Source organism: Rhizobium sp. P28RR-XV (genome assembly GCF_012641385.1).
Classification (GTDB): domain Bacteria; phylum Pseudomonadota; class Alphaproteobacteria; order Rhizobiales; family Rhizobiaceae; genus Rhizobium.
The window spans coordinates 44,482-66,218 of record NZ_JABAIG010000007.1; the positions used below are offsets into that span (position 1 = coordinate 44,482).

Genomic DNA, 21,737 nt, shown 5'->3' on the forward strand with positions numbered 1-21,737 from the left:
GCCCATCATGGCTATCAATCTTCATGGTCGCAGCGTCTTGTCGCTCGATGATCTAAAATCAGACGAAATCCGCTTCCTCCTGCGCCTGGCGGCCGACCTTAAGGCTGCAAAGCTGGGGGGGTACGAAGTGCCCCGCCTCACGCGGAAGAATATCGCCCTTATCTTCGAAAAGGACTCGACACGCACCCGAACCGGTTTTGAAGTGGCCGCCTATGATCAGGGCGCGCATGTCACCTATATGGGTCCTACTGGCAGCCACATCGGCCACAAGGAATCGATGAAGGATACTGCCCGTGTGTTAGGCCGCATCTATGATGCTATTGAATATCGCGGTTTTGCGCAAAGCGCTGTCGAAGACCTTGCGGCCTATGCCGGCGTGCCGGTCTATAATGGCCTGACCGATGTCTCGCACCCGACGCAAATTCTCGCTGACCTTATGACGATGCGCGAATTCACCCATAAACATCTGTCGGATATGGTCGTCGCATTCCTTGGCGATGGACGCGACAATGTGGCGATGTCGCTTGCGATCGGTGCTGCCAAAGTCGGGATCGATTTTCGCCTCGTCTCGCCGATGGCTCTGTGGCCGGAGCAGTCTTTTGTCGATCACGTGAAAGCGGAGGCTTTCAAGAATGGTGGTACGTTCGCGTTGATGGACCACGTTGGTTCAGGGGTGTTGGGCGCCGATTTCGTCTACACCGACGTCTGGCTTTCAATGGGTGAAAATGAATCGGCTTGGGCGGAACGTATCCAGCTTCTTTCTCCTTTCCGCGTCACCGCTGAGGTAATGGCGGCGACAGAAAACCCCTACGCGAAGTTCATGCATTGTCTGCCGGCGTTTCACGACACCAAAACGGAAGTCGGCGCCCGCATCGCCAGGGAATACGGGATCGATTGCATGGAGGTAACCGACGAAGTCTTCGAGTCGCACGCCTCCATTGTCTTTGACGAGGCCGAAAATCGCATGCACACAATCAAGGCGCTGCTCGTCGCGACGATCGGAGGCTGACATGCTGATTGTCACAGCACTCGGTGGGAACGCCCTTTTGCGTCGTGGCGAACCGATGACCGCTGAACATCAGCGCGCGAATGTCCGGCTTGCTGCGAGGGCCTTGGCGGAACTCATCCTCGCCGGTCACTCGCTGGTCATCACCCATGGTAACGGCCCCCAGGTCGGCCTTCTGGCCCTTCAGGCAGCGGCACCCAATGGCGGGAGTTTTCCCTTGGATGTGCTCGGGGCCGAAACCGAGGGCATGATCGGCTATATGATCGAACAGGAACTCGGAAATATCCTGAAGCACAATCCGCTTGCAACCCTCCTCACGCTGGTGCGCGTGGACGAGCACGACCCGGCCTTTTTGCATCCAACCAAGTTCATAGGGCCGATTTACGACGCTGCGACCGCCCGGCAACTGGCTAAAGAACGCGGCTGGCGGGTCGCGCCCGACGGCGAGAGCTGGCGGCGCGTCGTTGCCTCGCCGAGGCCCTTGGCCATCATGGAAGCAAAGGTCATCTCGCTGTTGGTGAGTCATCGCGTGACCGTCATCTGCGCCGGAGGTGGAGGCATCCCGGTGATCGAGCGGCGCGACGGCAGCCTTGCTGGCATCGAGGCCGTGATTGACAAGGACGCCGCGAGCGCACTGCTGGCAGAGCAGCTCAATGCCGACATGCTGCTGCTTTTGACGGATGTGGACGCGGTCTATCTGGATTACGGCACGCCCAAGGCCCGCGCCTTGGGTTGCATCGCCCCGGAGGTGATCTCGGATCAGCAGTTTCCTGCCGGCTCTATGGCACCGAAGGTCGCCGCCGCTGTCCAATTCGCAACGAGGATGGGTAGACCGTCAGGCATTGGCAGGTTGGAGGACGCAGGCGCCATCGCTCGTGCTGAAAAGGGAACATTCTTCGATCCGCAACTGGACAGCAAGAAGCTGTAGACCTGCGAACGTAGGCCGCTGCATTGCGCAAAGGGGAAGCTCAGTTTCCAGCGCGACAACGTTCGGGTCACGCATGTCGGACTGCCGCTTTCCAAAACTTCTCCACCTCCGCGTGGATCGGCCGCAGGCTCGGCCGCGTCGACCACGACTGGCCCCGTCCGAGTAAGGATGCTGGCTTTATAGCTGAAACTGCGTGGTCGTAACGGTAGAGTTCCATCGACCGGATACTCGCGTCTCAGGCCATAAGATACAGGGAGCTATCATTGCTGGTTTCAGAATCTCACCTTCAGATCCGCTCGCAATCCGTGTTCACTGACGTTACGGGCAAGCGAGCCGGAATATGAAAGCCCGAAGCTCGCCGCTTTGGAAAGATTGACATCGAGACCGGTCTCGATGACGACAACATCGCTGGCAATCGGCGCGCCCGCGACAGCGTATGAATTGCTATCGCCGAACGCAAGCGATGCGGTCGGCACTCTGTCGCCAAAGGCGTGCCGCCAGCCAAACATAGCGCGTGCCGTAGCCTTACTGTCGCTCAGCGCGAACTCGGTGACGCCCCTTAGTCCCAGGGTCGAATAAGTGACGTCCTCGTCGCCGCGCAATCCCGTGAGCGCGCCATTGCCGCCCTTCTCGTTAAAGCCGTTGCCATCGTAATTTACGTGGGCAAGACCAGCAAATGGTTCGACCGAAAGCTCGCCAACGTCCAACTGATATCCAGCCTCACCGAAAATTTGACCGGTCCCCGCATGATATGTTGCTCTTTCCGTTTCAGAAAAGCCCGGAAAAACAATCGATCTGGTCGTGTCAATATCATGCCAGCCATAGCTGGCGCCGAAGCGCAAGCCGACACGGCCAATCTCTGCCCCGCCATAAGCACCGATATGAAATGTGTCGATGTCGGCGGAGGAGGAGCGGCTTGAGAGTTCATTGGAGGCTTGATCGTAACCCGTCACGAGCCCAACGCGCCAAGAATCGCCGATGGGCGCGTCAGCGCCAAGCAAAAAGCCGCCGATCGATTGAGTGATCGAAGCCGCATTGCCGTTGCCGTCCCACCGTCCCCAGGAACCGAAGCTGCGTCCCCAAACCGTGATAGCGGATCCAGGCGGGGGGGTTGCCCCCTGGCTGGACGAACCGCCAAGTGGCAGCGCATCCGAGCCTTTCGGATCAGATGAGCCAGCGCGCAACCGATCGATCGCCGCCTCGCGGATGAAGCGGCTATCTTCGAGCATTATGCCGTGGAGCGACGCGTGAATTTCACCCGACAAGGCATCTAACGCCTGCCGAGCACTGCCGACGTCTGAAATGGCTGCCAAGGCCTGATAGACCGGGTCGTCCTGTCCCCTGCTCTCCAATCCATTTCCCACCGTGCATTGATTTTGCGTACGCGCAACATCGCAAAACGCAACGGCATTGCGCGTGACATCGAGATAAACATCCTTGGAATTGTAGGAGAGAGACAAATCAACGAATGGCATATTTTGCTTGAGTTGATCAAAGCTGCCACTTACCCCACCTGCGGCCGAAAGGATGGTCAAGTGGCTACCAGGCTTGAACGTGCCGGCAGATTTCGCCACGTCGACCGTGCCGCCATTGATTGTCGCTGTACCTGTCACATCGATAAGGTCGCCGCTCAGCGTCGGTGTGATGTCCACAGAGTAGGTCGAGCCTCGATCAAATGTGATAGCACCATTGACATGAAGGGCGCCCGGCGAATGACCGGGAGAAATGGTGCCACCTCCAGAGACAATCGTCGTTCCAACAGTGCCAGTACCACCAAGCCTGCCACCTGAAGCGATATCGATCGTGCCGCCGAGCGTGCCATCGACAAATAGCGTACCGGCCGAAATGGCAGCGGTCCCGGTAAAAGCGCTCGAATCACCTGAAAGGGTGGTGCTGCCGGACCCAAGCTGCTCAATCCTGCCGCCACCGCTGATCTTATTGGCAAAGATAAGATTGTCGGCACGGTCGAAGGCGAGGGTTGCATTGTCGACGATGTCGCTGGCAAGCGAACCCGATGTCCCACCATTGCCAAGTTTCAATATACCGCCGCTGATCGTCGTGTCACCGGAATAGGTATTCGTCCCGGTTAGCGTGAGGGTGCCCGCCCCGGTTTTGACGAGATCCCCATTGCCGGTGATGACACCGCTCTGCGTGAGATCTGCATCTGTCTGAAGCGTACCTCCGCCGGCATTCAAGATAATTGGTCGTGCGGTCACAATGGCCGCCGTATTGCTAAGGCTGCCCCCCTGAAGAGTTACTCCACTCGTCAGGGCGCCAAGATTGGAATCCGACGAAATTAGCAATGTTCCGTCACTGATTGTCGTGCCGCCGGCATATGCGTTGGTTCCAGACAGGATCAGCGTGCCCCCGCCGGTTTTGATGAGCGCGCCACTGCCGGTAATGACACCGCTCACCGTCAGATCAGAGTTGGCTTGAAGCGTGCCGCCGCCGCCATTCAGTGTGAGATTGCGCGCGGTACTGAATGCGGTGGTGGTTTCCAGCACGCCCGCGTCAAATGTGATCGCGCCTGTAGCAAGTCCCAGGTTGGAATCGGTGGAAACACGCAGGATACCACCCAAAATACTGGTTCCACCCGCATAGGTATTCACCCCGGATAGAACGAGCGTGCCACCGTCAGTCTTCACCAATCCGCCGCTTCCAGCAATCCCAGCCTCTATAGTAGCCGTGACCGCTGGGTCGGTTCTAATTGTGATCGGGGAGGCGTTGGTGGTCAGCGCGTCGCCATCAATCACATAGCCATCGGTCATGAACTGAATTCCGGTAATGCCAACGGCACCAGCAGAATTGTCGACTGTGACAGTGCCAGCGCCGCCACCGAATACGGCGAAATCCTGGTGCCACAGCCCATTGAGCGCACCGTCGGCTTGTGTCCAGTTGCGGTTCAATATGTCCCAGCTGCCGCTACCGCCCGTCAGGACGCCATTGTCATGGTGATTAGTGTCGCCGCCGTCCCAAAAACGCAGTGTCATACCTACACTTGAGATGAGATTTATCTGACCTGCAATCTTGGTTTGGACGAAGAGATCCGTCGAGCTGACGCCGCTGGGCAGTCCGCCGAGCGTCAGCCCATTGTCCGCAAGTGTTCCGGTATAGTCCATTAACCTGTAGACGCCGGCACCGAAGCCGCCGACGTCGGTGACATTCAAGATGCCGTCGAGCGTGAGGTCGCCATTGATCTCGATCAAGTCGTTGACACCACCGCCAACCACGCCCGTCCGACCGAGTTGATAATTGAGAACAGAACCGCTGTTGAGTGAAAGTGAACCGACCGTAAGCGTGCCAGGACTCGACCCAGGCGCAATGGAGCCGCCATTCTCGACGGTCACAGATCCAACAATCAAACCAGAGCCTGCAAGCGTTGCGCCGCCTTTAACCGTCACAGCCGTATTGGCAAGGGAGCCTTCAACGCTAAGCGTGCCATTATCGACACTCGTCACACCAATGTAGGTACTTGAGCCTGAAAGCGTCAGTTTGCCGCGTCCCGTTTTCGTGAATGCGCCAGAACCGCTGACAACCCCGGTCAGTTCGAGATCAGCGTCCGTCTGGAATATTCCGTTACTATCGAGGATGATATTGCGCCCGGTGGCAAATGAGCTGGTCGACTGCAGTGTGCCCATGTCGAAGGTAACTACACCGGAAAGAGCGCCCAGATTGGCGTCGGCTGAAACTGATAAAATACCGCCGTTGATTGTTGTTCCGCCCGAATAGGTATTTGATCCCGCAAGTCCCAGCGTCCCGCGTCCGGTCTTAACCACGCCACCGGCTCCGGAGATAATACTTGAATCGACAAAATCGGCCGCGAGCGTGTCGAAGCTGATCGTTGAAATGCCATCTTGCAGAGTAATGGCGTTGCTCAGAGTGAGCCCCGTATACTGCGGTGCGACGGTCGCCGCGGCGCCCGGCCCGATGACGATATCGCCGACTAGATTCGAACCGCTCAGCAGACCGAGAACGTTGCCGGTGCCCTCGAAGCGAACAGCCGCCGCGCGGGATAGACCGTCGCTGTTCATCCCACCCACGATGGTGCCACTATTGAAAATGAGGCTGTCGCCGCGGCCAATCACGCCCACACCTGCCGCGGCACCATTTCCCGAACCGCCCGCCACTGTCCCAGCATTTTGAAGAAGACTGTTAAAGCCTCCAAGATTGACGCCTGCACCACTTGCCCCCGCGCTACCGCCGCCGCTCACCGAGCTGGTACCAGGACCTCCTCCGATGCCGCCAGTGATGGTCCCGAAATTAGCAATAAGCGTCCCGCTCCCGAAAACCAGCAGACCGTCGCCGCCGCCGCCGCCGCCGGCACCGAAGCCGCCGCTACCACCCACTCCACCATTTCCCCCAACGATAGCCCCGATGTTATTGACAGTCGCAGCCGCGAACGCCGATATGATGCCAGAACCTCCACCGCCGCCGCCGCCGCCATTGCCGACAGAGCTACTTGCCGTACCTCCATGGCCACCGGCGCCGCCCGCCACGGTAACGCCGCTGGCAATAGTCAGGTCTCCCGCCGTAAAAACGCCAGCTCCGCCGCCACCACCACCGCTTGCAAAATTGAGACCATCATTGCCAGCTGTGCCGTCATCCCCGGCGATGTCCGTAATAATGCCAGCCCCCCCATGAGACGAAATTGAAACGCCTACGGCCCCGCCTTGCCCTGCAAAGCCTTCTCCGGCGACACCATTTCCACCCACACCATTCGCGCTCGGGCTTCCGGCGATCACGTCCGTGGCGCCCGTGCTATTGTTGAAAGCGCTTGCTCCACCGCCGTCGCCATTACCTGCACCGCCATTTCCGGTACGATTTGGAATGCCGGCCCCGCCTTCGGCGCTGCACGAGGCTGTTGCCGTTGGACCGCATGCCGCCTTCGCCCCGTTTAGATCGCCATCCGTAACGCAAAGCGAGGCGACGATTGCCAGGGCTGTCAGGCTTGCCACCGCCCCAGGCCGTCCTTGAGAATTTGAGAAAAGACGGGAACGCTTTTGCCTGATGAGATTTGCCGTGTTAATGTCTGCTCGCATTTCTTCCCCCAATGCCTAATCTCGGGCGACCCGCACGGCTTCACCAAAGTCAGCCCCACGCTGTTGATTTGGTAAGGTCTCTTCGCTGGTCGGCTCGGATTCTCTCTAGCATGAGGAGCAATTGGCAACCAGTGCGTATCGCCGAAATTGCACAAACATGAACCGCGCGCCCCAACGTTTCGAGCACATGCTCAATTGGGAGCCGCCTTGGCCGCCCATAAGTGATGGCACTACGATATCCGGTCGCTCCCGCATAAAGAGTTCAAGACACTAATCAACAACGGCAGGACAATGAAGATCCTGCGCAGCCGAACACAAAACTGAAAGCCAGGAGGCGAAACGTTGTGGCCTCTCCTACATGTTTATTCCAGTCATGGCAGAAACAATCACCGAGGCGGATGAGCGTGCATTCCAGCGCGTAGTCGACGGGTCGGACAGCCCCGTTCTGGCTAATTGCCAGAACGGCAAGCGCTCGCTCAACCTGCATCTCATCGGCGAGGTCCTCGACAGCGAGCGGATCTGCTGCATTCAGCTTTGTTGACGTGGCAGCAGATGCGCCTTTTGGCGACGACCGATCGACATATTCCAATGCGGTATCGTTCCTATCGGCATGGAGAGTTCATGCTGGTTTACATTTTGTCTCTGCAGCCGCGTGCAAGGTTGCAGCATGCTCATCATCGCTCGCTCGTTTCGAACTCGCGCGCACGCAGTTCTCGGTTCAGCCGGCCAAACGCAAGCGCCCAACCGGCCGAATCCGAAGTTTCACACGTTTTTACTTCCCGATCATCTGCTTTGCGTTCTCAGGCGTAATGGCGGTGGTGTCGACGGTGACGGTAGCCGGTACCGACGAAGCGCAGTCCAGCAGGATGGACTTTGCCATATCGACTGCCTCTTTCGCACCTGTCGGATAGGTAAAGGTCGCGGACCAGTCCCCCTTTGCAACCGCCTCGATACCGCCTGCCGGTCCGGGCAGGCCATCGGTACCAATAATCTTGACTGTCTTTCCGGCACCCTTTGCGGCAAGCAGCGCACCGGCTGCCATCATGTCATTGCTTGCGTAGACCATTTTGATATCGGGATGCGCCTGCAGCATGGCGGCGAACGCCGTCTGTGCTTTATCGGGCAGCCAATCGGCCGCTTGTTCTGCGACGATCTGGATTTTCGAATTAGCCTTCACGCCGTCTTTGAAACCATTCAGTCGCTCCACCGCCGGCGTCGAACTGGGTAGGCCTTCCAGCACAGCAGCTTCCCCGCCCTCCGGCAGTAGCGTCTTGCTCGTATATTCACCGGCAGCCAACGCGATCTTGTAGTTATCGCCTCCGATGAAAGCGGTGTAATCCTTGCCGGCTTCGCCGTTCGTCTTACGATCGAGTTCGATGACCGGAATGCCCGCATCCATCGCCCGCTTGACGGCGGGCGTGAGTGGGGCTGCCTCGAAGGGCGAGATCAACAGAAGATCGACCTTCTGCGTAATGAAATTGTCCACCTGCGATGTCTGCATGTTCACGTTGCCCGCGCCATCGGCGATTTGCAGCGTAAATTGCGGGACGGCTTTGGCGGCTGCCTGCAATTCATCGTTGACGTGCTGGCGATAGGGTTCCGCATTATTTGCCTGCGAGAAGCCGATGACGAATTCGCCATTTTTGGCGCAAGCCTTCACGAGCGGATCAGCGGCCTGGGCCGCGCTAGCGATACCAAGACATGAGCCGGCTAGGAGTGCGATGCGCCAGGTATTCGATGATTGAAGTGCATTCCGTGTCATTACTTTCTCCTCCACATTGATCCCGAATCCACCCTCCGGGAAATGCCGCCACTTTACCTGCCCAATCCTTCGCGGCGACGGACGAGGGACTGAAGGACAGCCGCCAGAACGATGATTGCCGCCGTGGCAAGCAATTGCATGGCTGGCGTTATGTTGTTGAGCTGAAGAATATTGGCCAAAGCGCCCAACATGATCGTACCGGCGATTGTGCCGACCATAGAACCCGAGCCACCAAACAAGCTGGTTCCTCCAATAACGACCGCCGCGATCGCTGTCAGTTCGTATCCGGTCCCATCATTGGCGCTTCCGAAGTTGAATTGCCCGGCATGAACGATTCCGGCGAGTGCCGATGCAAACCCAGTGATCGCATAGACAGCGATCTTGATCGCGGCCACTGGAACGCCCGATATGCGGGCTGCGCGTTCATTTCCGCCAACGGCAAAGACGTACCGGCCAAATCTCGTCGTGTTCAGCACAAGCGTGGCGATGCAGGCAAAAAGCAGAAAGACGATCGTAGCAACGGGAACGACGTTGCCGAACAACCGACCGCCCAGAATGGCAAAAACCGGTGGCGCAAGCCCCGGTCCATCGCCGTACGAAATATTGATGTACTGGTTGCCCGAAACGACGAGCGCCAATCCGCGCGCCGCCTGCAAGCCTGCAAGGGTCACGATAAAGGCTTCGAGGCGAAACTTGCTCGAGATCGCGCCTTGGACCAACCCGAAGAATGTGCCCATGAGCAGCACGGCCAAAACCGTTGTAACAAGCCCAAAACCACCGGACACCATCAACGTCGCGGTCACGACGCTCGCGAGACCGAGGGTCGCCCCCACCGATAGATCAATCCCGGCGGTGATGATGACGAACGTCATGCCGATTGCGATAATCCCGGTCTCCGACACCGCGCGAACGATGTTTGCGATGTTGTCGGGCTGAAGGAACAGGATGACGCCGTGTCGCCGTGGGGAAAAAACGATGCCCCCGGCGAAAACCAGCACGAGGCCGATCAGGCTTTGGAAACGGACCATCACCGCAAGCGGATCGATCCGCTTGGCGGGCTGGACCGCTGGACTGGACGCGATCTGCTGTTCGGACATCAGGCCTCTCTCCCGTTTGCGGCCGCAAGGACTTCATGTTCACCGACCCCGCCAGAAAACTCGGCAACGCTGCAGCCGTTTCGCAAAACCACTATTCGATCGCAGAGCCCGATCAGTTCTGGCATTTCGCTTGACGCAACCAAAATCCCCAAACCGTCAGCGGCGAGCTTGCGCAAGCGCGCGTAAATCTCGCCCTTTGCTCCGACATCGACTCCGCGTGTCGGCTCATCGAGAAGAAGAAGGCTCGGATTGCCGAGTACCTCCTTGGCAAGGACGACCTTCTGTTGATTTCCCCCGGAGAGCGCCCCGACCGGAATCGCGGAACTCTTCGGACGGATATCGAATTGGCCGAAAGAGCTCCTGATCGCGTCTTCCTGACGCCGTGAAGACAGCACGCCTTTTGGCGATATTCGACGGATCACCGACATGACCAGATTGAGACCGACCGACATGCGCAGCATAAGCCCAGTCCCGCGCCTATCGTCTGTTACGAACGCAAGACCCGACCTGCGCGCGGCCGCGATCGATTTCAGCTTTGCCGGCCTACCCGCGATTAGGATGTCGCCTTGCCATTTGCCAGGCACTCCCGTTCCGTAGAGGGCGCTTAACAGCTCCGTTCGGCCCGCACCCATGACGCCCGCGAGCCCGACGATTTCTCCGCGGCGGACGTCCAGATCGATTTTTACCGGGGCCTGCCACCCTGGCGATGCCCGATGCGGACGGAATGAAGCCTGCCGCATGTGCAGGAGCACATCACCGAAACTCTGTGCTCGGCGCGGATAAAGTTCGTTCAAAGGACGTCCGACGAGAAGCTGCACCAGTTCGGCCTGCGGTGCATCGGGCTCAGTGACGCCGGCAACCTTGCCATCGCGCATGACCGTTACGCGATGGGCAATCTGCGGAACTTCTTCGAGGCGGTGCGAGATATAGACGATGCCAACGCCCGAAGAAGCCAGACCACGCATGATCTCGAACAATCGATCCACTTCGCCGACGGTCAAGGCCGCGGTCGGCTCATCCATAATGAGCACCTTGGACGCGTAGGAGAGTGCCTTGACGATGGCAACGACCTGACGCTGGCCAATAGACAGCTCACTGACGAGTTGGGCCGGATCGATCGAGCGATCGATCGCTTCCAGTCTTTTGCGCGCTTCGTGCAGCATCGTCTTGCCGTCGAGCATGCCATGCGGATGCACAATCTCTCGCCCAAGAAAGAGGTTGGCGGCGACGCTCAGGCTTGGAACGAGATCCAGCTCCTGGAATATTGTCGCAATCCCTGCCGCTTGTGCATCGCGAGGACTATGAAATCGAACGGATTTGCCGTCGATGAAGATCTCGCCCTCATCCGGCATATGCACACCGGAAACCAGGTTCATCAGCGTAGACTTTCCAGCCCCGTTTTCACCCAGCAGCGCGTGGATTTCGCCAGCCTTAAGCTCGAAGTCCACGCCGCGCAGTGCCTGAACACCGCCGAAACGCTTCACGACACCTTTCACTGAAAGAACGACCTGGTTCATGCCGCTTCTCCGCACGATTCACGAACCCGCAGAACTGACGCCAGGCGGATGGTCTGGAGGGGCCGCCGTTTATTGCCGATACGCTTGATCAGTAGGTCTGCCGCCTTGCGGCCGATCTCATCGCAGGGCTGCGCAATCAGCGTGAGGCGCGGCTCGAAATAATCTGCCCATTCGAAATCATCGATCCCGAGTACTGAAATATCTGCGGGCACGCAAAGCCCCCGTTCCCGGACGGCCCTCATCGCGCCGATCATGGTGAGATTGTTCGACGCAAGGATCGCGGTCGGCGGTTCCTTTAATTCCAGCAGTCGATGCGTCGAGGCAGTGGCATCAGCGGTGTTGTTATTGCTGTCGCTGATCAAGTCGTCCGGTACCTCTATTCCCTTTTCCGTCATTGCAGCCCGAAAGGCATTCATTCGCTCAACGGTCGTTGCGAAGCCTGGCTGACCCAGGATGATCCCGACCCTTCGATGATGCAGCGTCACGAGATGGTCGACTAGTGTGCGAATTGCGGCCGCATTATCGGTCCCGACCTGGTCGAAACGATCATCCGACAACCTATCGACCAGCACACAAGGAAGGTCGGAGGCAATGAGGTAGTCCAGCGACCTTTTGGGCTCGCCCGAGGGCGCGAGTATAATTCCGTCGACACGACGCTGATGCAGATGCTGAATAAGCTCCAGCTCTCGCTCCGGATCGTCCTGCGTATCACACAGGAACACGATCAAGCCGCGCTTGGAACACTCGGCTTCGATCGCACAAATGATGTCACTGAAGTAAGGATTCGAAATTGCGGAAATCGCCAATCCCACTGTGCCGGTCGATGAAAGCTTGAGCGAGCGAGCGACGGCGTTCGGGATGTAGCCGATCGCTTCGACAGTCTCCATCACGAGCTTCACCTTCTCGGGCGAAACAAAGCGTGTCTTGTTGAGAACATGGGAAACCGTGGACACTGAAACCCCGGCCGCTTTGGCAACTTTAGAAATAGTCGTCATGAGCACGCTCCGGCCTTCGCCAGCAGCGCAACAAACGGGCTTTTCAAAGTATCCTCCCCAGCGAAATCCAACCTCCAGGAGGCTCCTCAAGGATCCGCGAATGTTGCCAGGCTAGCGCCATCGAAACGTTTGCGCAATCGTTTTTTCGCCAGCGGGGCGACACGCCTCGAGAGCGCGCACGGTTCGACAAAACTGTCGGTCTGGGGCAACGACCTGACGGAAGGCGGCTTCGCGCGGGAGGGCGACTTACGATGAAAGTTCGAGATCGACGACGGCCTATGGGAAATGCGGCGCGTCATCGGCAAGCTACTCCGGTAAAAGGGCGATCGCCTCGTCTACATCCAGCAGATCGCGCCTGCGATGACGCCATGGGCAGCTTCACCCTTGAATATCCGGCCGCACAGCAGGGCCGCTCGCGAGCGGATGGTGATGAGACCCTGAGGCACCGGGGCACTACGACTGAGATGTGCCGGTGGCTCGAGGTATTGGTCATGTCGGCCGCTGAGCACAGTCATGGGTTCGAATGCGGGCGACGTCCCGTGCCAAGACATCGGCATGATCGTTGCCGGCAGTTCCAGAATGCCCCTTGCACCAGGCCACGACCACATCCGGATGCCGCTCCAGCAGGACGTCCAGCTGCTGCCAGAGGTGCGCGTCCGGGATGGACCGCCGCCTCGCTCGCGGGTTTGGATTGATCCGTTTCCAGCCGTTACTTCGCCAGATGACCCTCCATCGGCGACACCCGTCGACGACATGGTTGGAATCCGTCCAGAGGATGGCCGCCTGTCTCGTCGCGCCGGCTTCGATCCAGGACATGGCTTTCACTGCCGCCAGCACTTCGAACGCATTGTTCGACGAGCCGATATCGGAACCGCTTGCGGAATGTACCTGTCGGTCGCCTTCCAGAACAACGAACGCCCATCCTCCGGAGTTGGAGGCGGCATCGAAGGAGCCGTCGGTGTAGATGTGAAGCGTAGCTTGCATTGCTGAAAGCATGTCCCGCTATTAGGCAGCAACTGCCATCATATTCAGCCCCCGCGAGCGCCCCAGCTTAGGGGCTAGATCTGTCGTCGGGTGCATCAGGTGAATCGATACCAGACGGTTCTATGGCCTCTCGCCGATGCTCGAGCATCGGCGGAGAATCCAAGATGTCGCCAAGATAGTCGATGTCGACCCCTGCGACACCGCATTCTGAAAAAACATCCCGCCATCGTGCGATCCATCCGGCCACTTGGTTCCATTCGTGCCGAGCATCCTCTTTTGACATTCCGAAGTGAGGTGCCGCCGCCACGGCGTGCGCGATGCTGAAGTCGTTTAGAAGCGTGGGATTCGGAGAAATCTGGATCGCCTGTTGCCCGAGACCGTTCATTTGGGTCGGAATGTCGAAAGCCGGCGACAGGATCCATCCGTCCTCGGTATGAAGAAATGCGTGGTTCTTCGTGTGGTCGTCGGTGTTGTCGATCATGATGTTAAACGCCATTCTGCGGAACAGTTCTCGCTGCATCGACTGGATACAGTCGGGGACTGCGTGCCGCCGGATGATCGCAGCGATAGTGGCATAGCTGTCGTCGGTCTCTGAAGCCAGCATCGTGCGCGCTGAAACAGCGTGGACGCGCTGGTCATCGAAACGGTCAAAACGACGGACCATCAGAATATGATCGATACCGCCGTGGATGACACGTGACGATGCGACGTATAGTCCGGCTCGACGGCCCAGCTCCATGCAAGCATGCTCGACAAGCAGTTGATCCACGTTGCTGCCACGCGGAAACTTGGCGATCCACTCTTCCCCATCATCTTCGATCAGCATCTTGGGGTGGGCGCCGCCCATGCTGCCGGCGCTGGCGATGAGCTGCCTTTCTTGTTCGCTAAGGGGTTCGCGCTCGAGGACGCGTGCAATCAGCGTCTCCGCTTCTTGAAGGGAATCCACACTCATGAGCGGCTGCTCGTCGACGGGACGATACTCGTCAAAGCTGGAAGACATCCCAAGCGCACCGAAACGGCGGTCGCCCGCATACCAGAGCTTGTCAAGGGGGCTCAGTCGCGACGGGCGTGAGACGATCCTGATCATGCGCTCGCCCCAGCGATCCGGCATGGCGTCTTCGATCGCGCCAGGAGCCACCATGTCCTTCAAGGGAGCATGCACCTTTTTGTCGTGGGTGAGATCCGGAGAGAGAGGGAATCCTGAACGTCTCCACTCGTCATCCAGTTCAAGAAGGCATCTCCGATTGCTCGCCTCGAGCTTCACTCGCCCAACGAGGCGCGGCGCGATGGGGTTTTCGAGATACCAGACCGCAAGAAAATTTCCGCGGAAGTCACCCATGCTACCCTCTCTTTCGGCTCGCCCGGTTCACGTCCAGCATTGTGGCGTATTCGTCCTCGCCAGGCTTGAGAATTTCCGCTAGCTGTTCGGACTTCCCAAAAACCCAAAGCGCCGCGGCATAAACACCTATCGACACCTTTGCATCTCCCGCCTCCATCCTGCGCAGCGTAGGGATCGAAGTCCCCATCCTCGCGGCCATGGTCTTCAAGCTGTCTCCTCTACGCTCGCGGGCGGTGCGCAGGTGAGAGCCAAGTGTTTCCAGCGCAATCACCGTTGTGTCAGTAAGTATTTCAAGCGACGGGGAACTCTTGGACATAAACGTAAGCTTTCTCATATTCACCATATCGTGAATATATATGTTCTTTCAGGCCAAATTCAAGAGTCACCTGCCCGTCCCGCGAACGTGGAGAGAGCCGTCCAGAGCCGTCTTGAGAAATGCGTCACGATGTGAAGCTGCAAAGGCATTAGAGCCAAGTGTCCCGGGCTCCAAACATGCCACACGGCGTCTACGGCCCTTGCGCAGTGTGGCATTTGTCCGGCCTCCATCTTTCCACGATCGAGTTGTAACAGCGACCATAGCCGATATCTGTGATCGCCCGGTCATTTTCCGCTGGACAGGCCCAGCTTGCTCCCACGGCCTGTATCAACCTATGCCAATTCTATACGTCCTATGCTCTCACAATTGCGAAGCTGGTCGAATGGGATGACGGCGATACGGCCGTCAAAAGTGCCAACGGCCAAAGAACCGTCAACCACATCCATGCAGTAGATGACCGTCGGAAGACCTTCGATCGTTACTTGTCCGGTGATCACCACCACCCCGTCCGCTGCACTCAGCAAGGAGAGCGTGCCGTCCAGAAAAGCGACAAGGATCAACCCTTCTTTTCGAGCGTGTGCGATGGCGCTTGCGCCGGCGGTAGTGGCAAAGCGCCAAATTTCCTGGTCCGCTGTGGCATGCCTCAACCATCTGGAGCGAAGACTGCCGCCTGCGGCATCGCCGCTCGGGATTGGTTTACGGAAGATAAACCCTCTTTTGCCTTTGTTCGGGTCCGGATCGTAATGCCGCCCCGTCATGATTATGCCAGGCCCCAGTTCATCCTCGACGTAACAGCCCAGACACTCCATTGCATGGCTGGCGTGACTGCCGTCTGCTCTCAAGACCGGCCAGAGCGGCTCGACGGCGCCGTCTGGATGGACACGGCAGAGACGCTTGTTCTCATGCGATGTCTCGGGTCTGCCTTGAAGGATGAAGAGATCGGGCGCCGCATCGATTCCCAGGAAGTGGTTGAAACAATCATAGTGGCCGAGATCGGCGAAGCGCGCATCGCTTGTCTCGAGATCGACGATGACGTCGGCTTTTGCCTCTCCCGCCCGATGCCTGTCCAATCGCCCGAGCACCAGCCCGCTCTTTGAGGAAGCGAAATTATAGCAGCCTTCAAAAGTTATGATTTCCGAAAGGCTGTCGTTGAGAAGCGCCAATAACCGTGAACGCTGTATCTGCCAGCCGGAAACGTCATATACCGCGATGACGGGAGGGGACGTCCGCAGGATGTCTGCCCCGTACCGTCCGTCTTCCTTGAAGCTGATGACGCCGCCGCTCGCCAAATCATGGATTTCGAGCAGGCAGTCATTGTGAACCGCCGCTATCCTGGCATCGTCCAGCCAGGCGACGTCCCAGATCGCGCCTCGGCTCGAAAGTTCATCGACGCCAAACCATTCGCTGAGCTGTTTTCCTGTCGTCTCGTGCCCATTGGGATCGGGTGTCGCAAACTCGAGCGTATGCCTGACGATCGCCTGACCGGGGTCAATCACGACGTCTGCCATTTCCGCCCTACCGGGCTGTCGATACGGAAGGCTCAGCGGATAAACCCGGTCAAACGGGTCATCTCCCTCTCCCCATTCTTCATTCCAAGGCCGGACCAGAATATCGAGCCGCTTTCCGTCCTCACTGAAGCTGCAGCGTTCGACTTCCGGCACCGACTTGACCGCAAGCCAGGACCGATCCGCTTGCCAATCCCAAAGAAATAATTCGCCCTCGAACATGTAGCCGCCGTCATAACTACCAGCTGCCACGGCAATGACCGGATCGAAAGGATGAAAGCTCACCTCGTTGATTGGCAGGCGTAAATGGTCGAAGACAGCAAAAGGGCTTGCTTCACCGCGGTGATGAAGCGCCAGACGTTGATGTATCCGCTGCCCCATGTAAGTCGCCCGGCCGGGAGGGTTTGTGAGAAATGGGAGTGTACTTGCGATCGCAAGCATGCTGCCGTCAGGGCTCGTGAACGCCCGAGAAATCGCCCCGCTTCCTCGGATGGTTGGTGAATAGACGATCAAAAACTCAGTCTCCTCGATACCGCGCGGTACTCACTTTCACCTAGTGTTCAGTTGCACTAATCGCGGCCGACCGACCCCTGGCCGGCGCATGCCCAGACGCGAGTCCACATGCTGTTCCCGGACTGTCACCGCCACTATTGCCTAACGGAAAACCAAACTGCCGTTCAAAATTGCATATTTTTCGGGCGTATTTTTCACTTGCCAAATTCCTTCATCAACAAGATTTCACCTTCCGCCAACAAAATCAATTGCTTATAAACTGGCACGGCTCTTGCTTCGAAAACTGCAGAGTTGGTGGCTAGGGTTCCGGCGCTCCTTTTTGGAAGCGTGTCTGGTCCGAGAGCTACCACCGGCTGGGGGAGAAATCCCACCGGATGCACGGCGGGATAAAAGCCCGGGAGACCTCGTAAGCCAAGGGATTGGCGGTGCGATGGTCTTTGCCGATCCCTTTTTGAAAAAAGCAAAAAGGGGAATTTCTATGCAGACTTTTTCGAAAATCCTTTCCGTAACGGCACTTTCGGTGTCGCTGGCTTTCGGGCTCGGCTCCGCTGCAAGCGCCGCTCCGAAAACCGATTTCAAGGTTGCCTGGTCCATCTATGTCGGATGGATGCCTTGGGGCTATGCGAGCGACCACGGCATCGTCAAGAAGTGGGCTGACAAATACGGCATCAAGATCGAAGTCACGCAGTTCAATGATTACGTCGAGTCGATGAACCAGTACACGGCCGGCGCCTTTGATGCCGTAACGCTCACCAACATGGACGGCCTTTCGATCCCGGCCGCCGGCGGCGTCGATACGACCGCCGTCATCGTCGGTGACTTTTCGAACGGCAATGACGCCGTCATCCTGAAGGACAAGGCAAGCCTCGCCGACATCAAGGGCCAGAACGTCAATCTCGTTGAATATTCCGTATCGCACTACTTGCTTGCACGGGCGCTCGACAGCATCAAGCTAACCGAACGCGACGTGAAGGTGGTCAATACCTCCGACGCCGACATGGTCGCGGCCTACAAGACCCCCGACGTCTCCGCTGTCGTCACCTGGAATCCGCTGGTCTCGACCATTCTGGAGGAGGCTTCCGCCAAGAAAGTTTTCGACAGCTCGCAAGTGCCGGGCGAGATCATCGATCTGATGGTCGCCAACAGCAATGTGCTGAAGGACAATCCGAATTTCGGCAAGGCACTCGCCGGCATCTGGTATGAAACGGCGGCGCTGACGAAGGCCGACACGCCAGAAGGCAAGGCGGCCCGCGAGGCGATGGGAGCCGCATCGGGCACGGACCTGAAAGGATTCGAGGCGCAGCTTGCCGCAACCAAGCTCTTCGACAAGCCCGCCGACGCGGTTGCTTTCACCGCCTCGCCGAACCTACCGAAGACGATGGATCTGGTGCGCAGCTTCCTGTTCCAGAAGGGCCTGCTCGGCAATGGTGCGCCGTCTGCCGATGTCATCGGCATCGAAATGCCTGACGGCAAGGTTCTCGGCGACAGCTCGAACGTCAAGCTACGCTTTACGGAAACCTACATGAAGGCCGTCGCCGACGCTTCGCTCTGAGCGAATCTTCACAGGCGGCGCCGGAGCGCCGCCCGTTTCCTTCATCCGTGGAGATTCTCATGCGCTGGATCAATACAAGGCCGGGCCGTGGTGCGCAGCTTGCCTTGACGCTGTTGCCTTTTGCGCTGCTGATCGTCGCCTACGGCGCCGGTTCGGCGGCGCGGCTTGCCGAGAACGCCAACGACAAGTTGCTGCCCAATCTTGCCGCCTTTGCTGATGCCATCAATCGCATGGCCTTTCTCGCCGACCCGCGCACGGGAGAATATCTACTATGGTCGGACAGCTGTGCGAGCCTGATCCGGCTTTTTGCCGGCCTCGGCATCTCCACGATAACGGCGCTGCTGGTCGGCATGCTGATCGGCATGCTGCCTTATCTTAAAGCCCTGCTCTCTCCCTTCGTCGCCGTTATCTCGATGGTGCCTCCGCTCGCGTTATTGCCGATCCTTTTCATCGTCATGGGCCTTGGCGAGACGTCGAAGATCGCGCTCATCGTCATCGGCGTCACGCCGACGATGATCCGCGACCTGGCGCTGAAGGCGCTGGAATTGCCGCGCGAGCAGATCGTCAAAGCCGAGACGCTCGGCGGCTCCTCCTGGCAGATTGCGCTTCGCGTGGTGCTGCCGCAGATCCTGCCGCGATTGATCACCTGTCTTAGGCTGCAGCTCGGCCCAGCCTGGCTGTTCCTGATCGCCGCCGAGGCGATCTCGTCCGATTCCGGCCTCGGCTACCGCATCTTTCTCGTCCGTCGATATCTGTCGATGGATGTGATCTTTCCCTATGTCGTCTGGATCACGCTGCTTGCCGTGCTCATGAACTATCTTCTCGATCGGCTGCGCATCGCCGTCTTTCCCTGGTCCGAACTGGAGAAGCAGGCATGAGCGAACTCAGGATAGACAAGGTCTGGAAGGAATATGGCGACCAGATCGTGCTTGAGGACGTCTCGCTGACGGTCGCCTCTCGCGCCTTCGTCGCCTTGGTCGGCCCGTCCGGCTGCGGCAAGTCGACCTTCCTGCGCATGCTGCTGGGACAGGAGCAGCCGACCAGGGGCACGATCTTTCTCGATGGCGCGGCGCTGCCTTCCGAACCGGGAGCGGACCGCGGCGTGGTCTTCCAGCGCTATTCTGTCTTTCCGCATCTGACCGCCCTCGGCAACGTGCTGCTCGGCAAGGAACTCTCGGCCTCGCGCTACAAGGCCAAACTCTTCGGTGCGGCGCGCCGCGATGCGATCGAGGAGGCGCGTCAGCTCATAGCCGACGTCGGCCTTGCCGGCGCCGAGGACAAATATCCGGCCCAGCTTTCCGGCGGCATGCAGCAGCGACTGGCGCTGGCGCAGGCGCTCATCATGCGGCCCAAGGTGCTGTTGCTCGATGAGCCCTTCGGCGCGCTCGACCCCGGCATCCGTGCCGAGATCCACACGCTGATGAAGCGACTGTGGCATGAAACGCAGATGACCGTCGTCATGGTCACCCATGACATGCGCGAAGCCTTTACGCTCGCCACCCGCGTCGTCGCCTTCGAGCGCCGCCGAGACCGGCCGGAAGAGAAGGAACGCTACGGCGCGACGATTGCCAAGGATATTTCCATCTGGCCGCCGCGCATCGCGGGCACGCCATCGATCTTCAGCCCCGACCGGGACGGCCCGGTCCTTTCCCTGGGGCATCGCCGGGACGACCTGGCTTCGTCGGGAGAAATCCAGCCATGACACATGTCAGACGTTCGCCGGAAGAAATAGCCGCCAACCGCGCGCGCTACGAAGAGCATCAAAGGAGAGGCCTGGAATTCGCGCCCAAGGCTTTGCCCGAAGCAAGCCCGTTGCCTCCGCCCGAAATCGCGCGTGACACGGTCGTGCATCGCGAGGTGATCCCTGGTGGCTGGTACTGGTCGACCCATGTCCGGAAGAATGAAGCGTTACGCGTCAGCCTCGATCACGGCTTCTCGACGCTCTCCCTCGTCGCCTGGAGCGCCGCCGACACCAGCGAGCGGTTGAACCTCCCCGATACGGTGAAGCTGCAGTGGACCACGGCCATCGGCAAAGGCCGGGTGATCTTCTCCGACATGGGCCGGGTGATGTTTTCGGTGACGGAAGACTCCTCGGGTGCCCATGACGGGCTCATGGGCGGCTCGACCTTGTCATCGAACGCGGCAAAATATGGGGAAGGCAAGCGCAACACACGCGACAACCTCGTCCTGCTCGCTACCAAGGCTGGGCTCGACAAACGGGATATCCCCTCGGTGCTGGCGCTCTTCGCCCCCGTCCGCGTCGACCAGGACGGTTCCTTCCTGTGGAGACCGGACCTGCTGCACAGCGGCGATTATGTCGAACTGCGCGCCGAGATGGACATGATCGTCGGCTTTTCCAACTGCCCACATCCGCTCGATCCGAATCCGACCTACCAGCCGAACCCGGTGACCGTCACCCGCATCGCAGCGATGGAGCCACCTGCCGACGATCTTTGCCGGACCGCGACCGCCGAGGCCATGCGCGGTTTTGAAAACAACACGCTGGCGGCGATGTGAGGAGGAGCAAAGACCATGATCGATTTCATCCAGACAGCATCTGGCCGCACGCTCGAAAACGTCGTGCAGGATCATTTCATTGCCGCAGAAGCTCCGTTTTCGACGGTGGTACGGAAAGGCCAGACGTTGCGCATCGAGGATAGCTATGGCCAGCAGGCGATCGACACGCTGTTCTACAATGCCACGGATTTCTCCGAGCGCTATTCCAACCAGGATACGATGCGCGAACAGGGTGCCGCCTATATCTCCACGCATACGAAGATCATCTCGAATGAAGGCCGGGTCATGCTGACCATGACCGCCGACAGCTGCGGCCGTCATGACACGTCGGCCGGCGCCTGCTCCTGCGAAAGCAACACGGTGCGCTTCGGTCACGGCACCAAATATCTCCATGCCTGCCGCGACAATTTCGCTCTGGAGGTTGCAAAGCATGGGATGGGCAAGCGCGATGTCGTTCCGAACATCAACTTCTTCATGAACGTGCCGATCGAGCCCACCGGCAAGATGACAATCGTCGACGGCATTTCCGCGCCGGGCGATTATGTGGAGCTGAAAGCGGAAATGGACGTGCTGCTCGTCATCTCCAATTGCCCGCAGATCAACAATCCCTGCAACGGCTTCGATCCGACACCGATCCGCGTACTCGTATGGGACGGTGAGGTTTGAG

Annotated in this window: 16 protein-coding genes, 1 pseudogene and 1 riboswitch; of the genes and pseudogenes, 8 read left to right on the forward strand and 9 right to left on the reverse strand. The window is 58.8% G+C overall.

Annotation, left to right across the window (positions count from 1 at the left end; all coding sequences use genetic code 11):
• Positions 1-7 precede the first annotated feature (7 nt).
• Complete coding sequence (argF, locus tag HGP12_RS15890; protein ID WP_168879201.1) at positions 8-1,009, forward strand: ornithine carbamoyltransferase; 1,002 nt, start codon at positions 8-10, stop codon at positions 1,007-1,009.
• Position 1,010: 1 nt separating this feature from the next.
• Positions 1,011-1,934 carry a carbamate kinase gene (gene arcC, locus HGP12_RS15895; protein ID WP_168879202.1) on the forward strand — a complete coding sequence of 308 codons (924 nt, stop codon included), beginning with the start codon at positions 1,011-1,013 and terminating at the stop codon, positions 1,932-1,934.
• 272 nt (positions 1,935-2,206) lie between these two features.
• Here arcC and HGP12_RS15900 read toward each other — a convergent pair whose 3' ends face one another.
• Positions 2,207-6,676: an autotransporter domain-containing protein gene (locus HGP12_RS15900; RefSeq protein WP_168879203.1), complete on the reverse strand. Its 4,470-nt coding sequence runs from the start codon at positions 6,674-6,676 to the stop codon at positions 2,207-2,209.
• A gap of 534 nt (positions 6,677-7,210) precedes the next feature.
• On the opposite strand from HGP12_RS15900, the pseudogene HGP12_RS34660 reads away from it, so the two are divergent.
• Positions 7,211-7,481 (forward strand): annotated as a pseudogene (locus HGP12_RS34660) (beta-lactamase hydrolase domain-containing protein); the annotation flags it as partial.
• Between the two features lie 264 nt (positions 7,482-7,745).
• On the opposite strand, the gene HGP12_RS15910 reads toward HGP12_RS34660, so the two are convergent.
• The 8 genes from HGP12_RS15910 to HGP12_RS15945 form a co-directional block, all read right to left on the reverse strand.
• On the reverse strand, positions 7,746-8,735 hold the full coding sequence (locus tag HGP12_RS15910) for a substrate-binding domain-containing protein (RefSeq protein WP_168879204.1): 990 nt from the start codon (positions 8,733-8,735) through the stop codon (positions 7,746-7,748).
• A gap of 53 nt (positions 8,736-8,788) precedes the next feature.
• Positions 8,789-9,832, reverse strand: a complete 1,044-nt coding sequence (locus tag HGP12_RS15915; protein WP_168879205.1) for an ABC transporter permease — start codon at positions 9,830-9,832, stop codon at positions 8,789-8,791.
• On the reverse strand, positions 9,832-11,349 hold the full coding sequence (locus tag HGP12_RS15920) for a sugar ABC transporter ATP-binding protein (RefSeq protein WP_168879206.1): 1,518 nt from the start codon (positions 11,347-11,349) through the stop codon (positions 9,832-9,834). The genes HGP12_RS15915 and HGP12_RS15920 overlap by 1 nt, the downstream gene beginning before the upstream one ends.
• Positions 11,346-12,344 carry a LacI family DNA-binding transcriptional regulator gene (locus HGP12_RS15925; protein WP_168879207.1) on the reverse strand — a complete coding sequence of 333 codons (999 nt, stop codon included), beginning with the start codon at positions 12,342-12,344 and terminating at the stop codon, positions 11,346-11,348. Before HGP12_RS15925 ends, HGP12_RS15920 begins: the two co-directional genes overlap by 4 nt.
• Positions 12,345-12,833: 489 nt before the next feature.
• Entirely contained in the window at positions 12,834-13,328 is a 495-nt protein-coding gene (locus HGP12_RS15930) for a ribonuclease H (protein ID WP_168879208.1), read from the reverse strand.
• Positions 13,329-13,395: 67 nt separating this feature from the next.
• Positions 13,396-14,667: a type II toxin-antitoxin system HipA family toxin gene (locus tag HGP12_RS15935; RefSeq protein WP_168879209.1), complete on the reverse strand. Its 1,272-nt coding sequence runs from the start codon at positions 14,665-14,667 to the stop codon at positions 13,396-13,398.
• A 1-nt stretch (position 14,668) separates the two neighbouring features.
• Complete coding sequence (locus HGP12_RS15940) at positions 14,669-15,001, reverse strand: multiprotein-bridging factor 1 family protein (protein ID WP_205926488.1); 333 nt, start codon at positions 14,999-15,001, stop codon at positions 14,669-14,671.
• A 314-nt stretch (positions 15,002-15,315) separates the two neighbouring features.
• Complete coding sequence (locus tag HGP12_RS15945; RefSeq protein ID WP_168879210.1) at positions 15,316-17,001, reverse strand: hypothetical protein; 1,686 nt, start codon at positions 16,999-17,001, stop codon at positions 15,316-15,318.
• Between the two features lie 287 nt (positions 17,002-17,288).
• Positions 17,289-17,404: riboswitch (guanidine-I (ykkC/yxkD leader) on the forward strand.
• Positions 17,405-17,479: 75 nt separating this feature from the next.
• Here HGP12_RS15945 and HGP12_RS15950 point away from each other — a divergent pair.
• The 5 genes from HGP12_RS15950 to HGP12_RS15970 are packed head-to-tail and all read left to right on the forward strand — an operon-like array spanning position 17,480 to position 21,736.
• Positions 17,480-18,553, forward strand: coding sequence for a putative urea ABC transporter substrate-binding protein (locus HGP12_RS15950; RefSeq protein ID WP_168879211.1), 1,074 nt, complete (start codon positions 17,480-17,482; stop codon positions 18,551-18,553).
• A gap of 59 nt (positions 18,554-18,612) precedes the next feature.
• Entirely contained in the window at positions 18,613-19,431 is an 819-nt protein-coding gene (locus HGP12_RS15955) for an ABC transporter permease (RefSeq protein WP_168879212.1), read from the forward strand.
• On the forward strand, positions 19,428-20,255 hold the full coding sequence (locus tag HGP12_RS15960; protein ID WP_168879213.1) for an ABC transporter ATP-binding protein: 828 nt from the start codon (positions 19,428-19,430) through the stop codon (positions 20,253-20,255). Before HGP12_RS15955 ends, HGP12_RS15960 begins: the two co-directional genes overlap by 4 nt.
• Complete coding sequence (locus HGP12_RS15965; RefSeq protein WP_168879214.1) at positions 20,252-21,070, forward strand: urea amidolyase associated protein UAAP1; 819 nt, start codon at positions 20,252-20,254, stop codon at positions 21,068-21,070. The genes HGP12_RS15960 and HGP12_RS15965 overlap by 4 nt, the downstream gene beginning before the upstream one ends.
• A gap of 15 nt (positions 21,071-21,085) precedes the next feature.
• A complete protein-coding gene (locus tag HGP12_RS15970) occupies positions 21,086-21,736 on the forward strand; it encodes an urea amidolyase associated protein UAAP2 (protein ID WP_168879215.1) in 651 nt (216 codons plus the stop codon).
• Position 21,737: the final 1 nt, after the last annotated feature.

What these genes read in the sequence shown, in the direction of transcription:
- HGP12_RS15960 (WP_168879213.1), top strand. Translation starts at nt 19,428, where the DNA reads ATGAGCGAACTCAGGATAGACAAGGTCTGGAAGGAATATGGCGACCAG.
- arcC (WP_168879202.1), top strand. Translation starts at nt 1,011, where the DNA reads ATGCTGATTGTCACAGCACTCGGTGGGAACGCCCTTTTGCGTCGTGGC.
- HGP12_RS15930 (WP_168879208.1), bottom strand. Translation starts at nt 13,328, where the DNA reads ATGCAAGCTACGCTTCACATCTACACCGACGGCTCCTTCGATGCCGCC.
- HGP12_RS15910 (WP_168879204.1), bottom strand. Translation starts at nt 8,735, where the DNA reads ATGACACGGAATGCACTTCAATCATCGAATACCTGGCGCATCGCACTC.
- HGP12_RS15915 (WP_168879205.1), bottom strand. Translation starts at nt 9,832, where the DNA reads ATGTCCGAACAGCAGATCGCGTCCAGTCCAGCGGTCCAGCCCGCCAAG.
- argF (WP_168879201.1), top strand. Translation starts at nt 8, where the DNA reads ATGGCTATCAATCTTCATGGTCGCAGCGTCTTGTCGCTCGATGATCTA.
- HGP12_RS15935 (WP_168879209.1), bottom strand. Translation starts at nt 14,667, where the DNA reads ATGGGTGACTTCCGCGGAAATTTTCTTGCGGTCTGGTATCTCGAAAAC.
- HGP12_RS15955 (WP_168879212.1), top strand. Translation starts at nt 18,613, where the DNA reads ATGCGCTGGATCAATACAAGGCCGGGCCGTGGTGCGCAGCTTGCCTTG.
- HGP12_RS15920 (WP_168879206.1), bottom strand. Translation starts at nt 11,349, where the DNA reads ATGAACCAGGTCGTTCTTTCAGTGAAAGGTGTCGTGAAGCGTTTCGGC.
- HGP12_RS15925 (WP_168879207.1), bottom strand. Translation starts at nt 12,344, where the DNA reads ATGACGACTATTTCTAAAGTTGCCAAAGCGGCCGGGGTTTCAGTGTCC.
- HGP12_RS15940 (WP_205926488.1), bottom strand. Translation starts at nt 15,001, where the DNA reads ATGAGAAAGCTTACGTTTATGTCCAAGAGTTCCCCGTCGCTTGAAATA.
- HGP12_RS15950 (WP_168879211.1), top strand. Translation starts at nt 17,480, where the DNA reads ATGCAGACTTTTTCGAAAATCCTTTCCGTAACGGCACTTTCGGTGTCG.
- HGP12_RS15970 (WP_168879215.1), top strand. Translation starts at nt 21,086, where the DNA reads ATGATCGATTTCATCCAGACAGCATCTGGCCGCACGCTCGAAAACGTC.
- HGP12_RS15965 (WP_168879214.1), top strand. Translation starts at nt 20,252, where the DNA reads ATGACACATGTCAGACGTTCGCCGGAAGAAATAGCCGCCAACCGCGCG.